Raw genomic sequence first — 12,765 nt, forward strand, 5'->3', positions numbered from 1 at the left:
TGAAAATGCGCTCTTTCGCGCATTTTCCAAACAGACTCCCACGGTAGGAAAAATGCCTTGATTCCGGGGGCGAGTGGGACCACATGCCCAATCGGATTGATTCGATCTGATTTGAGAATGGTTCGCAACACGCATGAAATTATCGAGCTTTGCCGATTATGCCGTCGTGCTGATGTCTGCCGCCGCCCGCCACTGCGGTGCGGCCAAGATGAATGCGACTACGCTCAGCGCCGAAACCGGCATCCCGCTGCCCACCGCGCAGAAGCTGGTGAGCCGGCTGTCGGCGGCGGGTCTGCTCGAATCGAGCCGGGGCACCGGTGGCGGCGTGCGCCTGTCGCGCCCGCCCGCGACGATCACCCTGGCGGACGTGGTGGAGGCGGTCGAAGGCCCCATCGCCATGACCGCATGCAGCGAACAGGGGGCGCATGACTGCAATCTGGAACAGGATTGCCGCATCCGTCCGCACATGAATCTGGCGAACAACGCGATCCGCGAAGCGCTCGCGAACGTGACCATCGCCAGCCTGACACGAGAAATGGCATGACTGAAGAAGTGAGCACCGTCCGTAATCAGGAAGCGCTGGAGGCCGCCGAGCGCGCCTCCACCTATGAGCATGGCTGGTCGTCGGCCATCGAGCAGGATTTCGCGCCCAAGGGCCTGAACGAGGATACGGTCCGCTTCATCTCGGCCAAGAAGAATGAGCCGCAATGGCTGCTCGACTGGCGCCTGAAGGCCTTTGCCATGTGGCAGAAGATGGAAGCGCCGGACTGGGCGAAGCTCAACGTCCCGCCGATCGATTATCAGGACGCCTATTATTACGCCGAGCCCAAGAAGAAGGTGGAGCTGGATTCGCTGGATCAGGTCGATCCCGAAATCCTCGCCACCTATCAGAAGCTCGGCATCCCCATCGCCGAGCAGGAAATGCTCGCCGGCGTGAAGGGCAGCCGCAAGATCGCGGTCGACGCCGTGTTCGACTCGGTTTCGGTCGCCACCACCTTCCGCAAGGAGCTGGAGGAAGCGGGCGTCATCTTCCGCTCGATCAGCGAGGCGGTGCGCGAATTTCCGGACCTCGTAAAGAAGTGGCTGGGCAAGGTCGTGCCGATGCACGACAACTACTTCGCCACCTTGAACTGCGCGGTCTTCTCCGACGGCACCTTCGTCTACATTCCCAAGGGCGTTCGCTGCCCGATGGAATTGTCGACCTATTTCCGCATCAATGCGGAAAATACCGGTCAGTTCGAACGCACGCTGATCGTCGCGGACGATGGCGCCTATGTCTCCTATCTCGAAGGCTGCACCGCGCCGATGCGCGATGAAAACCAGCTGCACGCCGCCGTGGTGGAACTGGTCGCGCTCGACGATGCGGAGATCAAATATTCGACCGTCCAGAACTGGTATCCGGGCGACGCGGACGGCAAGGGCGGCATCTATAATTTCGTGACCAAGCGCGCCCTCTGTCAGGGCCGCAACAGCAAGGTGTCTTGGACCCAGGTCGAAACCGGCTCTGCCATCACCTGGAAATATCCGTCCTGCGTGCTGAACGGCGAGAATAGCGTCGGCGAATTCTACTCCGTCGCGCTCACCAACAATCTGCAACAGGCCGACACCGGCACCAAGATGATCCACAATGGCAAGGGCAGTCGCTCGACCATCGTGTCGAAGGGGATCAGCGCGGGCCGCAGCAACAACACCTATCGCGGCCTCGTCCGCGTCGCGCCGGGCGCGGAGGGCGTGCGCAACTTCACCCAGTGTGACAGCCTGTTGCTGGGCGACCAGTGCGGCGCCCACACCGTGCCCTATATCGAGGTGCGCAATCCCAGCGCCCAGATCGAGCATGAAGCGACCACCAGCAAGATCAGCGACGACCAGCTCTTCTACGCGATGCAGCGCGGCCTGGATCAGGAAAGCGCGGTCAGCCTGATCGTCAACGGCTTCGCCAAGGAGGTGCTGCAGCAACTGCCGATGGAATTCGCGGTGGAAGCGCAGAAGTTGCTCGGCATCAGCCTGGAAGGCAGCGTGGGGTGACAAGGGCATCTGATGCAGTGGCTGCCCGGCTTGCTGAACTGAAGCGACAGGGCGGTGCCGAGGTGGAGGCGCATGTCCATTGCGCTAATCATCGGCAGGAACTGGAAGCCAGCAATATCGCTGGTTGCTTCTACTGCTGCACGAGTTTCCCTGCTGCCCGGATAGACGATTGGGTAGATGATGACGGCACGGCCATGTGTCCGGAATGCGGGATTGATTCTGTGATCGGCGATGCCTCCGGTTTCCCCGTTTCGGATGAAGCATTTCTCAAGCGGATGCATAGCATCTGGTTTTGACGATCGATGAATTTGAGAGCTTGAAGGACGGACAATTGAGCGACGAAGACGATATCCAGGATGCCCTCGCCGATTTCGCGGAGGATGTCGGCAATGGCCAGGCATGGACCGCCGCGATCCGCATCCTGACCGAGGATTATGAGCTGGAAGAGGGCGAGCTTGCCGCCCGCGCCGTCAAGGATTTCGGCGATCTCGACGCCTATCAGGCCGAATGCCGCGATGCGCTGGAAAAGGGCGATGTCGCCATGACCGAGAAGCTGCGGAGCGACAAGGCCTTCCACAAGGCGAAGGCCCCCAACCTCGCCCGCATGGGCCCGGTCAGCGAATTCGTCGTCGCGCTGCTGGAAAAGGGCGCGCCGGAACCGGACGCCGACTGGTGGCCCTATATGCCGATCAAGCGCCATATCGACACGCTCTTCCCTGCGCCGGGCGACGTGCGCGACATGGCCTTCTGGACCGCGCGGACGCTCCAGCGCGCGCACAAGGACTAAGGGCGGTGGGGGCCATCCATCCCATCCTCCCCTTGCAGGGGAGGTGGCTGGCCGCAGGCCAGACGGAGGGGTGTCCCCCTCTCGATAGGGTGATACCCCTCCACCACTTCGTGGTCCCCCTCCCCTTCCAGGGGAGGATTGAAATCCAAGCCGCTTTGCCGGGACAAAATCATGCTTAATATCGACAATCTCACCAACGAAATCGACGGCAAGGCGATCCTCAAGGGCCTGTCGCTCCAGATCAATGCCGGCGAAATCCACGCGATCATGGGGCCGAACGGCGCCGGCAAGTCGACCCTCGCCTACACGCTGGGCGGCCGTCCGAACTATGAAGTCACCGGCGGCACCGCGACCTTCGAGGGCGAAGACCTGCTCGCCATGGACCCGCATGAGCGCGCCGCTGCCGGCCTGTTCCTGGGCTTCCAATATCCGGTCGAGATCCCCGGCGTCTCCAACCTGCAGTTCCTGCGCGAAAGCCTCAATTCGCAGCGCCGCGCGCGCGGCGAGAAGGAACTGAACGGCGGCGAGTTCATCAAGCTGGCCAAGGAAAAGGCCGGCCTGCTCGGCCTCGACATGGAGATGCTCAAGCGTCCGGTGAATGTCGGCTTTTCCGGCGGCGAGAAGAAGCGCGCCGAAATGGTGCAGATGGGCATCCTCGATCCCAAGCTCGCCATCCTCGACGAAACCGACTCGGGCCTCGACATCGACGCGCTCAAGACCGTCGGCGCGGGCATCAATGCGATCATGCGCAAGCCTGACAAGGCGGTGCTGCTGATCACCCATTATCAGCGCCTGCTCGACTATGTGAAGCCGGATTTCGTCCATGTCCTGGCCGCCGGCCGGATCGTGAAGTCGGGCGGCCCCGAACTGGCGCTGCAGCTCGAAAGCGAAGGCTATTCCGAGGTGATCGCGGCGTGACCCTCCTCGCTCTCCCCACGCGCAAGGATGAAGCCTGGCGTTACAGCGATCTTGACGCACTCGCCGCCGCCTGGCCGGTGCCGGCCGCGACCCGGATCACGGTGGCGGAGGGCGAAAGCGCGCATGACCATCTGTTGCAGGATGCGGCCGATGGCGCGACCGCTGTGCATGACTATGTCATTGATATCGCTGACGGTGCCCGGTTCGATTTCCATCTGCTCAACATTGGCGGCAAGTTGGGACGTGTCACCTTCGCTGTCACGCTCGGCAAGGGCAGTCATTTCGAGCTGAACGGCGCGATCATCGGCGGTGGCGAGCAGACGCTGGAGATCATCACCAGCGTCACCCATGCCCAGCCCGACGCGACCAGCGGCCAGACCGTCCGCTCGATCCTGGGTAGCCATGCCACCGGCAATTATCTCGGCAGCATCAATGTCGCCCGCGATGCCCAGCGCACCGACGCTTTCCAGTCGATCAAGGCGATGCTGCTCGACCGCACCGCTACGGCTAACGCCAAGCCGGAACTGGAAATCTATGCCGACGACGTGAAATGCGCCCATGGCGCGACCGTCGGCGAACTGGACAAGCAGGCCCTCTTCTACATGGCGTCGCGCGGCATGGACCCAGCCACCGCCAAGACGCTGCTGCTCAAGGCCTTCGTCGCCGGCGTGTTTGACGATGTCGTGCAGGACGATCTGCGCGAACGGTTCGAGGCAGCGGCGCTCGCCAAGCTGGGGACGCTGGTATGACCGATCTCGCCCAAGGCCTGCGCCTGCGGGACGATTTCCCCGGCCTTTTAGATGGGAATGGGGGCGACTGGCATTATCTCGATAGCGCCGCCACCGCGCAGAAGCCGACCGCCGTGATCGACGCGATCGCCCGTGCCTATGGCCCGGACTATGCCACCGTGCATCGCGGCGTCTATGAACGCTCGGCCAATATGACGCTCGCCTATGAGGCCGCCCGGCGCAAGGTCGCCGGCTTCATCGGCGCCGCGTCGGACAGCGAGATCGTCTATGTCCGCGGCGCGACCGAGGGTATCAATCTGGTCGCCCAATGCTGGGCCGGCACGCAGTTGAAGGCCGGCGACCGCATCCTGCTGTCGACCCTCGAACATCACAGCAATATCGTCCCCTGGCAGATCGTTGCCGAAAAGGTCGGCGCCCAGATCGACGTGGTGCCGCTGACGGAAGATGGCCGGATCGATCTCGACGCGATGCGCGCGATGATCACGCCGCAGCACCGCATGGTCGCGCTCGCCCATGTGTCGAACGTGCTCGGCAGTGTGCTCGATTGCCGCCGCGCCGCCGACATCGCCCATATGGTCGGCGCCAAGATCCTGATCGACGGTTGCCAGGCGGTCCCCCGCCTCGCCGTCGATGTGCAGGCGCTCGACTGCGACTTCTACGTCTTCTCCGCGCACAAGCTCTATGGCCCAACCGGCATCGGCGTGCTGTGGGGCCGCAAGGAACTGCTGGACGCCATGCCCCCCTATCAGGGCGGCGGATCGATGATCGACAAGGTGACGTTCGAAAAGACCACCTATGCCCCCGCGCCGACCCGGTTCGAGGCTGGGACGCCGCATATCGTCGGCGTCGTCGGCCTGTCGGCTGCGATCGACTATGTGCAGGGCATCGGCCTCGACATCATCCACGCCCATGAATGCGCCATGGTGGCCAAGGCCCGCACCGCGATCAGCCAGATCAACAGCGTGCGCGTCTTTGGCCCCGAAGATTCGGCCGGCATCCTTTCTTTCGAGGTGGAGGGGGTTCATCCGCACGATGTCGGCACCATATTGGATGAAACGGGTGTCGCGATCCGCGCCGGTCATCATTGCGCCCAGCCGCTGATGCGGCATCTGGGCGTCGAGGCGACCGCACGGGCCAGTTTCGGCATCTACAGCGACGACAGCGACGTGGATGCGCTGGTGAAGGGTATCGAACGGGTAAGGAAGATCTTCGGATGACCGAGGAAAAGAAGTTCATGGTGGAAGAAGTGGACGCGGTGGAAACCCCGCCCAAGGCACGCGTGGAAGAGGCGGAGGCCGCTCCGCGCCAGCGCGACTATCTCGACGGTTTCCTGGCGCAGAAGCCCAGCGAAGTCGCGGCCGGCGAGCCGGGCGGCGATCTCTATGACGGCATTATCGATGCGCTGAAGGAAATCTTCGACCCCGAAATCCCGGTCAACATCTATGATCTCGGCCTCATCTACGGCGTCGACGTCACCAGCGACGGCCATGCCGTCGTCACCATGACGCTGACCACGCCGCACTGCCCGGTCGCCGAATCCATGCCCGGCGAAGTCGAACTGCGCGTCGGCGCGGTGCCCGGCGTCGGCGATGTCGAGGTGAACCTGGTCTGGGATCCGCCATGGGATCCGGGCAAGATGTCGGACGAAGCCAAGCTCGAACTGGGAATGCTCTGATGACCGAGACGACCACCAAGACCCGCGCCCGCCCCGCCGCCGTCATGCTGACGCCCAGCGCCGAAGGCCGCATCGCAGAGCTGATGGCGCAGGCGCCCGAAGGCGCGATCGGGGTCAAGCTCTCGACCCCCAAGCGCGGCTGCTCGGGCCTTGCCTATTCGGTCGACTATGTGACGGAAGAAGCCAAGTTCGACGAGAAGATCGAGACCCCCGGCGGTGTCCTTTACATTGACGGTGCCTCGGTCCTCTATCTCATCGGTTCGACCATGAACTGGGTCGAGGATGATTTCACCGCCGGCTTCGTCTTCGCCAATCCCAATGCCAAGGGCAGCTGCGGCTGCGGCGAGAGCTTCACGGTCTGATACTGGCCTCAAGGGGAGGGCGCCGATGCTGCACATGCTGATCCTCGGCATGGGCTATAGCGCCTCCCGCCTCGCCGCCCGACTGCGGGCCGAGGGCTGGCAGGTGACGGGCGTCCGCCGCAGCGCCGATGCCCAGGCGATCGCCTTCGACGATGAACCCGCCGTCCGCGCCGCCATCGCCGGCGCCACCCATATCCTCTCCTCCGTCCCGCCCGAGGGCGAAGACGACCCCGTCCTTACCCGCTATGGTACCGCGATCGCCGCCGCGCCGGCGCTCTGGGTCGGCTATCTCTCCTCGACCGGCGTTTATGGCGATGCCGCCGGCGCCTGGGTCGATGAGGCAAGCCCCGTGGGGCAGGGGCGTCGCACTGCCCGCGCCCGCGCCGATCTCGACTGGGGCGCCTTGCGGCCCGATGTCCGGCGTTTCCGCCTGCCCGGCATCTATGGTCCCGGCCGCTCCGCGCTCGATCGCGTCCGGGCCGGCAAGGCGCACCGTATCGCGCTGCCCGGACAGATATTCAGCCGTGTCCATGTCGACGATATCGTCGGCGGCATCATCGCCGCCTTCGACGGCCCGCCCGGCGCTTATAATCTGGCCGACGACCGGCCCTGCGCCCAGAATGATGTGATCGCCACCGCCTGCGAACTGCTGGGCCAGCCGCTACCGCCGCTGCTGTCGCTGGAACAGGCCGACCTCTCGCCCCAGGCGCTGGCCTTCTATGCCGAAAACCGCCGCGTCGCCAATGGCCGGGCGCGTCGGCTGCTTGATTGGAAACCTCTTTACCCCACCCATGTCGAAGGTCTAAGGGCCTGTCTTGTGGAAGAAAATCAGCCTTGCTGATCGGTTCGTCGCATGGTTTACGCCCCGTTAACCAGCGTGCGCCGAAAGCGGGATTACCGCATCAACAAGGGTGTGTCATGACCAGCATCGACAAGACTGTTTCCACGCTCGGTGACCGCATCAACGCCATGTCCGTGCCCGATCGCGCGGCCCCCGCGCCGGAATCGCTCAGCAGCCTGATCGCCCGCCTCAACATGGCCAAGCTGCGCTACCAGCCCGGCGGCGTCAGGCTCTAGTTTTCGCCCGCAGCGCGATCACCATGCCGGCGATCGCCAGCAGCGCGCCCGGCACGGCCAGCCCGCTCCAGCGATAGCCCTCCACCACCGTGGAGATCAGCATCGCGATCACCGGGATCAGCACGCTGGTATAGGCGGCCCGACCCGCGCCCATGCGCTGGATCAGCCCGAAATAGAGCGGGAAGGTGACGACCGATCCCGCCAGCGCCAGCCAGCCTATGCCCAGCAGATAGCCGATCCGCGGCTCGATCACCGGCGGCCCGGTGGTGATCCAGGCAAAGGCCGCGTCGATCCCGGCGCCGATCAGCATCGCCCAGGCCAGCACCGCGATCATCGGCAGCCGGCGGGCGATGTCCATGCCCTGCATCACATTGGCGGTCGATGCGCTCATCAGCCCGGCACAGGCAAAGGCCGCGCCCAGCACCACCTTGTCCGGATCGATCCCGGCAAAGCGATATTCATGCACCAGCATCATGGCGATGCCCGCCGTCGCGATCACCGACCCGCCGATGAAGGCCCGGCTGACCGGCTGGCGATGGAAGATCCAGGCCAGGATGCTGTTGGGGATCAGCAACATTGCATAGACCACCGCCACCACGCCGGACGTCAGATAGACTTCGGCGCGATAGACGAAGTTGAAATTGAGCACGAACTGCGCCGTGCCGAGCAATGCGGCGAAGACCAGGCCGGCCCGCCCGATATTGAGCGACACGCCCCGCATCCGTGCGAACGCGGCCATCGCCACACCCGCCAGCAGGAAGCGATAACAGACCGACCAGCTTGCGGGCACGCTGCCCAGCTGGTCGCGGATGACGATCCAGGTCGAACTCCAGATCAGCGTGACGAGGATGAAGGGCAGGGCGATGCCGCCCCGCTCCATCCCGCCCCGCTCCATCCCGCGCCGTGCCCTGTCGTCAGGCGTCATGATGCCCCAATGCCCGGATCGCGTGGGCCAGCGGCGCGACGCTCTGCGCATCCTGCGACCAGTTGGTCACCAGCCGCGCCGCGCCTTCGCCCCAGTCATAGAAATCGAAGCCCTGCGCGCGCAGCGTCGCCGCTTCCGCCGGGGTCAGCCAGACGAACAGCTCATTGGCCTCCACCGGATGCATCAGTCGCCCGGCCGCCGCCTGCGCCAGCGCCTGCGCCGCGCCATTGGCGGCGCGGGCATTGTCCAGCCACAGCCCGTCCTCGACCATCGCCAATATCTGCGCGGCGAGGTAGCGCCCCTTGGAAAAGAGATGGCCGGCCCGCTTGCGCCAGCGCGCCGCTTCCGCCGCCCGCGCCTCACGCTCGGGACCGAAGAAGATCAGCGCCTCGCCTACCATGCCGCCATTCTTGACGCAGCCGAAGGAGAGTATGTCGATCCCCGCCCGCCAGGTGACGTCGGCGGGCGCGCAGCCCAGATGGGCCACCGCATTGGCGAAGCGCGCGCCGTCCATGTGGAAGCCCAGCCCATGGGCCTTGGCAATCTCGCCCAGCGCCGCGACTTCGTCCGGCGTATAGACCATGCCATATTCGGTCGCATTGGTGATGCTGATCGCCCGCGCCGGCACCTGATGCACGTCGGGGCGGATCGCCTTGAGCCTCGCCTCCACGACATCGGGCAACAGCTTGGCGCCGACACCGGGCAGCGCCATCAGGCTGGCGCCATGGGTGTAGAAACCCGGCGCGCCACATTCGTCGACGACGATATGCGCTTCCTCATGACAGATCACCCCGCCATAGGGCGGGCACAGACAGGCGAGCGCAATGCTGTTCGCCGCCGTGCCGGTGGCGATCCATTGCGCCTTCACCGGCGTCTCGAACAGGTCGGAAAAGGCGCCGTCCAGCCGCGCGCTCCACGCGTCGCCGTCATAGCCATGGTCGGCATGGTCCGCGCCGGCGATGGCGGCCATCACCTGGGGGCAGATCGGGGTGGCATTGTCCGAAAAGAAGTGCATGGCGCATGCGATACAGGGCGCGCGCTGGGACGGGAAGAGGCCAGCGACGGCGCCTTGGCTCTTTATTCCAAAATTGGTCAGTATATATGACCAATTGTTTCGCGGGGCCGGATGTGACATAGGCGCCCCCGTCCAACGCATAAGGAGACTCACCATGGACGTCGAACAGAAGTCGCGCTTTACCGTTACCCCCAGCAGCAAGGCTGTGGCGGCGGACGCGCGCGCGGTACTTCTGGAGGATCCGGGCTTCGGCCGGCTCTTCACCGACCATATGGTCACCATCCGCTATACCGAGGGGCAGGGCTGGCACAGCCACAGCGTCGGTCCGCGCGAGCCGTTCCAGCTCGATCCGGCCTGCGCCGTGCTCCATTATGCTCAGGAAATTTTCGAGGGCATGAAGGCCTATCGCCTGGCCGACGGCAGCGTCGCCATGTTCCGGCCGGAGGAAAATGCCCGTCGCTTCGCCGAGTCCGCCGAACGCATGGCGATGCCGGCGATCCCGGAAGACATGTTCCTCGAAGCGGTCGAGCAGCTGGTGAAGATCGATGCGGACTGGATCCCCTCGGGTGAGGGCAGCCTCTATCTGCGCCCCTTCCTGTTCGCCAGCGAAGCCTTCCTGGGCGTGCGCCCGTCGAACGAATATATCTTCTGCGTCATCGCCTCGCCCGCCGGCGCCTATTTCAAGGGCGGCAAGAAGGCCGTGACCCTGTGGGTGTCGGAACATTATACCCGCGCTGCGCGCGGCGGCACCGGTGCGGCCAAGTGCGGCGGAAATTATGCCGCGTCGCTGGTCGCGCAGAAGGAAGCGATCAAGCATGGTTGCGACCAGGTCGTCTTCCTCGACGCCGCCGAGAACAAGTGGGTCGAGGAACTGGGCGGCATGAACGTCTTCTTCGTGATGGATGACGGCTCGATCGTCACCCCGCCGCTGACCGGCACCATCCTGCCCGGCATCACCCGCAACTCGATCATCAGCCTCGCCCGCGCCAAGGGGCATGAGGTCCGCGAGGAGCCCTACAGCTTCGCCCAGTGGCGTGCCGACGCCGCCAGCGGCAAGCTGCGCGAGGCATTCGCCTGCGGCACCGCTGCCGTCGTCACGGCGATTGGCACGGTCAAGAGCACCGACGGCGATTTCACCGTCGGCAATGGCGATGGCGGCCTGGTCACCGAAAGCCTGCGCGCCGAACTGACCGGCATCCAGCGCGGCAGCGTGGCCGATCCGGCCGGCTGGGTCCGCACGCTCTGATCCCGCCTCTCACCTGAGACAAAATGTCGCCCCCGCTTTCACCCCGAAAGCGGGGGCGATGCTTTTCAAAGCGCTCTCAAGCGCCTAGACAGATGCCCATGCAACGCTTCGACGTCGTCATTCTTGGCGGGGGCCTGGTTGGCCTCACCCTGGGCATCGCTCTTTCGCGCCATGGCGTGCAATGCGCCGTGATCGATCCGGCCGATCCCGTGCAGGCCACGGCCGCCGGTTTCGACGGCCGCGTCTCGGCGATCAGCTCGACCAGCCATGCCATGCTCCAGGCGATCGGCGTCGGCGCGCATCTGGAAGGCAAGGGCTGCCCGATCGACCGTATCTGGGTCAGCGACGGGCTGGAGCCGGGCGCGCTCGACTTCGTGCCGGACGCGGATGATGGCGTGATGGGGACGATGTTCCCCAATCGCGACCTGCGCATCGCGCTGGCGCAGACCGCAGCCGAGGTCGAAAACCTCACCATCTTCCAGCCCGATCGTGCCGTCCATGTCGATCGCAATGCCGATGGCGTCACCTTGACGCTGCAGAACGGCGCGACGATCCACGGCGCATTGCTGGTTGCGGCGGAAGGGCGCAACAGCCCCACGCGCGAGGCGGCGGGCATCAACACCACCCGCTGGCAGTATAAGCACACCGCCATGGTCACCGCGATCGACCATGAGGTGCCGCACGCCAACACCGCCTATGAAATCTTCTATGTCGGCGGCCCGCTCGCGCTGCTGCCGATGCTGCCGGGCACCCGATCCGCCGTGGTGTGGACCGTGCCCACCGATCAGGCGCCGGCGATGCTCAAGCTGTCGGAACGCGCCTGGCTCGCCGAAATGCAGAAGCGCATCGGCGGCTTCCTGGGCGAGATCAGCCTGGCCGGCCCGCGCTCCTCCTATCCGCTCGGCTTCCATCATGCCGCGCGCATCACCGACACCCGCCTCGCGCTGGTCGGCGACAGCGCCCATGCCATCCACCCGATCGCCGGACAGGGCCTCAATCTCGGTTTCCGCGACGTGGCGGCGCTGGTCGAGGTATTGGTCGAAGGCATGCGCCTTGGCCTCGATCCGGGCGATGCGCAGCTGCTCGCCCGCTACCAGCGCTGGCGCGGGCTCGACACGATGATGACCAGCGTCGCGATGGATGGCCTGGTTCGCCTGTTCGACATTCCCGGCAAGCTGCCCTCGCTGGTCCGCCGCGCCGGCCTTGCCGCCGTGCAGCGCACCAGCCTGCTCAAGAACCGCTTCATGGCCGAAGCCCGCGGCCAGTCCGGCGCCCTCCCGCGCTTGCTCGCCGGCGAGATGGTGTAAGGGCAGGCGAGCTATAGTCGCTTAACCATCATCGTCACCCTGAACTTGTTTCAGGGTCCATTTCTCCCAGCAGGCCAACCGCCTGCCGGGCCTGATGGATGCTGAAACAAGTTCAGCATGACTTTAGAGGGAGATCACAGCATCCGCCGCAGCACCCCGTCCTTCAGCATGAAATGATGGCGCAGCGCCGCCAGGATGTGGACGATGATGAGCGCGCTCCACAGCCAGGGGATCAGCCCATGCGCCTCGTGCGATATGCCGACGATCGCATCGCCCTTGGCCACGCCGAATTTCGGCACGTCGAACAGGAAGAACCAGTTCAGGGGCCGTTCGCCCGCCGACGACATGATCCAGCCGGACAGCGGCACGATCAGCATGAAGGCGTAGAAGGCGAAATGGGTGAGGTTGGCGGCCAGCTTCTCCCAGCCCGGCATCGCGGCCGGCAGCGCCGGCGGCTTGTGCCCCAGCCGCCAGACGATGCGCAGGATCGTCAGCGCCAGCACAGTGAGGCCGATCGATTTGTGGACCGGCATCACCTTCCATTCCTTGGGCAGGCTGTCATGGGCAAAGCCCAGCCACAGATTGACCAGGATCAGGATCGCGATGATCCAGTGCAACAGGCGGGCGACGGACGTGTAACGGGCCATGGGCTGCTCCTTTTACGGAAGTCTCGCCTGGG

16 protein-coding genes are annotated in these 12,765 nt (G+C 64.9%); 13 read left to right on the forward strand and 3 right to left on the reverse strand.

Annotation, left to right across the window (positions count from 1 at the left end):
* Window positions 1–133: 133 nt before the first annotated feature.
* The 11 genes from ACI6S0_RS19760 to ACI6S0_RS19810 all read left to right on the forward strand — a co-directional run bounded on the left by ACI6S0_RS19760 (window position 134) and on the right by ACI6S0_RS19810 (window position 7,593).
* Window positions 134–544 carry an RrF2 family transcriptional regulator gene (locus ACI6S0_RS19760; RefSeq protein WP_004209390.1) on the forward strand — a complete coding sequence of 137 codons (411 nt, stop codon included), beginning with the start codon at window positions 134–136 and terminating at the stop codon, window positions 542–544.
* Window positions 541–2,025, forward strand: a complete 1,485-nt coding sequence (sufB, locus tag ACI6S0_RS19765; protein WP_434404057.1) for a Fe-S cluster assembly protein SufB — start codon at window positions 541–543, stop codon at window positions 2,023–2,025. Before ACI6S0_RS19760 ends, sufB begins: the two co-directional genes overlap by 4 nt.
* A gap of 17 nt (window positions 2,026–2,042) precedes the next feature.
* The gene (locus ACI6S0_RS19770; protein WP_434404058.1) at window positions 2,043–2,321 is read left to right on the forward strand and encodes a hypothetical protein; all 279 of its coding nucleotides are present in this window, start codon (window positions 2,043–2,045) and stop codon (window positions 2,319–2,321) included.
* A 35-nt stretch (window positions 2,322–2,356) separates the two neighbouring features.
* Entirely contained in the window at window positions 2,357–2,812 is a 456-nt protein-coding gene (locus ACI6S0_RS19775) for a hypothetical protein (RefSeq protein WP_434404059.1), read from the forward strand.
* A gap of 171 nt (window positions 2,813–2,983) precedes the next feature.
* Window positions 2,984–3,730, forward strand: a complete 747-nt coding sequence (gene sufC / locus ACI6S0_RS19780) for a Fe-S cluster assembly ATPase SufC (protein ID WP_434404060.1) — start codon at window positions 2,984–2,986, stop codon at window positions 3,728–3,730.
* Window positions 3,727–4,479: a SufD family Fe-S cluster assembly protein gene (locus tag ACI6S0_RS19785; protein ID WP_434404061.1), complete on the forward strand. Its 753-nt coding sequence runs from the start codon at window positions 3,727–3,729 to the stop codon at window positions 4,477–4,479. The genes sufC and ACI6S0_RS19785 overlap by 4 nt, the downstream gene beginning before the upstream one ends.
* Window positions 4,476–5,696 carry an aminotransferase class V-fold PLP-dependent enzyme gene (locus tag ACI6S0_RS19790; protein ID WP_434404063.1) on the forward strand — a complete coding sequence of 407 codons (1,221 nt, stop codon included), beginning with the start codon at window positions 4,476–4,478 and terminating at the stop codon, window positions 5,694–5,696. Before ACI6S0_RS19785 ends, ACI6S0_RS19790 begins: the two co-directional genes overlap by 4 nt.
* Window positions 5,693–6,154 (forward strand): SUF system Fe-S cluster assembly protein, encoded by a 462-nt coding sequence (locus ACI6S0_RS19795; protein WP_010335502.1) that lies wholly within the window; start codon window positions 5,693–5,695, stop codon window positions 6,152–6,154. Before ACI6S0_RS19790 ends, ACI6S0_RS19795 begins: the two co-directional genes overlap by 4 nt.
* Entirely contained in the window at window positions 6,154–6,516 is a 363-nt protein-coding gene (locus ACI6S0_RS19800; protein ID WP_017503694.1) for a HesB/IscA family protein, read from the forward strand. Before ACI6S0_RS19795 ends, ACI6S0_RS19800 begins: the two co-directional genes overlap by 1 nt.
* Window positions 6,517–6,541: 25 nt before the next feature.
* Complete coding sequence (locus tag ACI6S0_RS19805; protein WP_434404064.1) at window positions 6,542–7,357, forward strand: SDR family NAD(P)-dependent oxidoreductase; 816 nt, start codon at window positions 6,542–6,544, stop codon at window positions 7,355–7,357.
* Window positions 7,358–7,434: 77 nt separating this feature from the next.
* Window positions 7,435–7,593, forward strand: coding sequence for a hypothetical protein (locus ACI6S0_RS19810; protein ID WP_004209402.1), 159 nt, complete (start codon window positions 7,435–7,437; stop codon window positions 7,591–7,593).
* Here the strand turns inward: ACI6S0_RS19810 and ACI6S0_RS19815 are convergent.
* Together ACI6S0_RS19815 and ACI6S0_RS19820 are read right to left on the reverse strand one after the other, a co-directional pair.
* On the reverse strand, window positions 7,583–8,518 hold the full coding sequence (locus ACI6S0_RS19815; RefSeq protein ID WP_434404065.1) for a DMT family transporter: 936 nt from the start codon (window positions 8,516–8,518) through the stop codon (window positions 7,583–7,585). The two genes, ACI6S0_RS19810 and ACI6S0_RS19815, sit on opposite strands and share 11 nt — an antisense overlap.
* On the reverse strand, window positions 8,508–9,533 hold the full coding sequence (locus ACI6S0_RS19820; RefSeq protein ID WP_313336829.1) for a threonine aldolase family protein: 1,026 nt from the start codon (window positions 9,531–9,533) through the stop codon (window positions 8,508–8,510). Before ACI6S0_RS19820 ends, ACI6S0_RS19815 begins: the two co-directional genes overlap by 11 nt.
* A 154-nt stretch (window positions 9,534–9,687) precedes the next feature.
* Here ACI6S0_RS19820 and ACI6S0_RS19825 point away from each other — a divergent pair, with 154 nt between their 5' ends.
* Window positions 9,688–10,779: a branched-chain amino acid aminotransferase gene (locus tag ACI6S0_RS19825; RefSeq protein WP_004209406.1), complete on the forward strand. Its 1,092-nt coding sequence runs from the start codon at window positions 9,688–9,690 to the stop codon at window positions 10,777–10,779.
* A gap of 98 nt (window positions 10,780–10,877) precedes the next feature.
* On the forward strand, window positions 10,878–12,086 hold the full coding sequence (locus ACI6S0_RS19830; RefSeq protein ID WP_125985592.1) for a UbiH/UbiF/VisC/COQ6 family ubiquinone biosynthesis hydroxylase: 1,209 nt from the start codon (window positions 10,878–10,880) through the stop codon (window positions 12,084–12,086).
* 134 nt (window positions 12,087–12,220) lie between these two features.
* Here ACI6S0_RS19830 and ACI6S0_RS19835 read toward each other — a convergent pair whose 3' ends face one another.
* Complete coding sequence (locus tag ACI6S0_RS19835; RefSeq protein WP_434404066.1) at window positions 12,221–12,733, reverse strand: cytochrome b; 513 nt, start codon at window positions 12,731–12,733, stop codon at window positions 12,221–12,223.
* Between the last annotated feature and the right edge of the window lie 32 nt (window positions 12,734–12,765).

It is taken from the genome of Sphingobium sp. DN12, assembly GCF_051058005.1.
Taxonomy (GTDB): Bacteria; Pseudomonadota; Alphaproteobacteria; order Sphingomonadales; family Sphingomonadaceae; genus Sphingobium; species Sphingobium yanoikuyae.

Excerpts from the sequence above, each read along its gene's own strand:
- ACI6S0_RS19760 (WP_004209390.1), top strand. The coding sequence starts at position 134 with ATGAAATTATCGAGCTTTGCCGATTATGCCGTCGTGCTGATGTCTGCC.
- sufB (WP_434404057.1), top strand. The coding sequence starts at position 541 with ATGACTGAAGAAGTGAGCACCGTCCGTAATCAGGAAGCGCTGGAGGCC.
- sufC (WP_434404060.1), top strand. The coding sequence starts at position 2,984 with ATGCTTAATATCGACAATCTCACCAACGAAATCGACGGCAAGGCGATC.
- ACI6S0_RS19790 (WP_434404063.1), top strand. The coding sequence starts at position 4,476 with ATGACCGATCTCGCCCAAGGCCTGCGCCTGCGGGACGATTTCCCCGGC.
- ACI6S0_RS19795 (WP_010335502.1), top strand. The coding sequence starts at position 5,693 with ATGACCGAGGAAAAGAAGTTCATGGTGGAAGAAGTGGACGCGGTGGAA.
- ACI6S0_RS19800 (WP_017503694.1), top strand. The coding sequence starts at position 6,154 with ATGACCGAGACGACCACCAAGACCCGCGCCCGCCCCGCCGCCGTCATG.
- ACI6S0_RS19805 (WP_434404064.1), top strand. The coding sequence starts at position 6,542 with ATGCTGCACATGCTGATCCTCGGCATGGGCTATAGCGCCTCCCGCCTC.
- ACI6S0_RS19810 (WP_004209402.1), top strand. The coding sequence starts at position 7,435 with ATGACCAGCATCGACAAGACTGTTTCCACGCTCGGTGACCGCATCAAC.
- ACI6S0_RS19815 (WP_434404065.1), bottom strand. The coding sequence starts at position 8,518 with ATGACGCCTGACGACAGGGCACGGCGCGGGATGGAGCGGGGCGGGATG.
- ACI6S0_RS19820 (WP_313336829.1), bottom strand. The coding sequence starts at position 9,533 with ATGCACTTCTTTTCGGACAATGCCACCCCGATCTGCCCCCAGGTGATG.
- ACI6S0_RS19825 (WP_004209406.1), top strand. The coding sequence starts at position 9,688 with ATGGACGTCGAACAGAAGTCGCGCTTTACCGTTACCCCCAGCAGCAAG.
- ACI6S0_RS19830 (WP_125985592.1), top strand. The coding sequence starts at position 10,878 with ATGCAACGCTTCGACGTCGTCATTCTTGGCGGGGGCCTGGTTGGCCTC.
- ACI6S0_RS19835 (WP_434404066.1), bottom strand. The coding sequence starts at position 12,733 with ATGGCCCGTTACACGTCCGTCGCCCGCCTGTTGCACTGGATCATCGCG.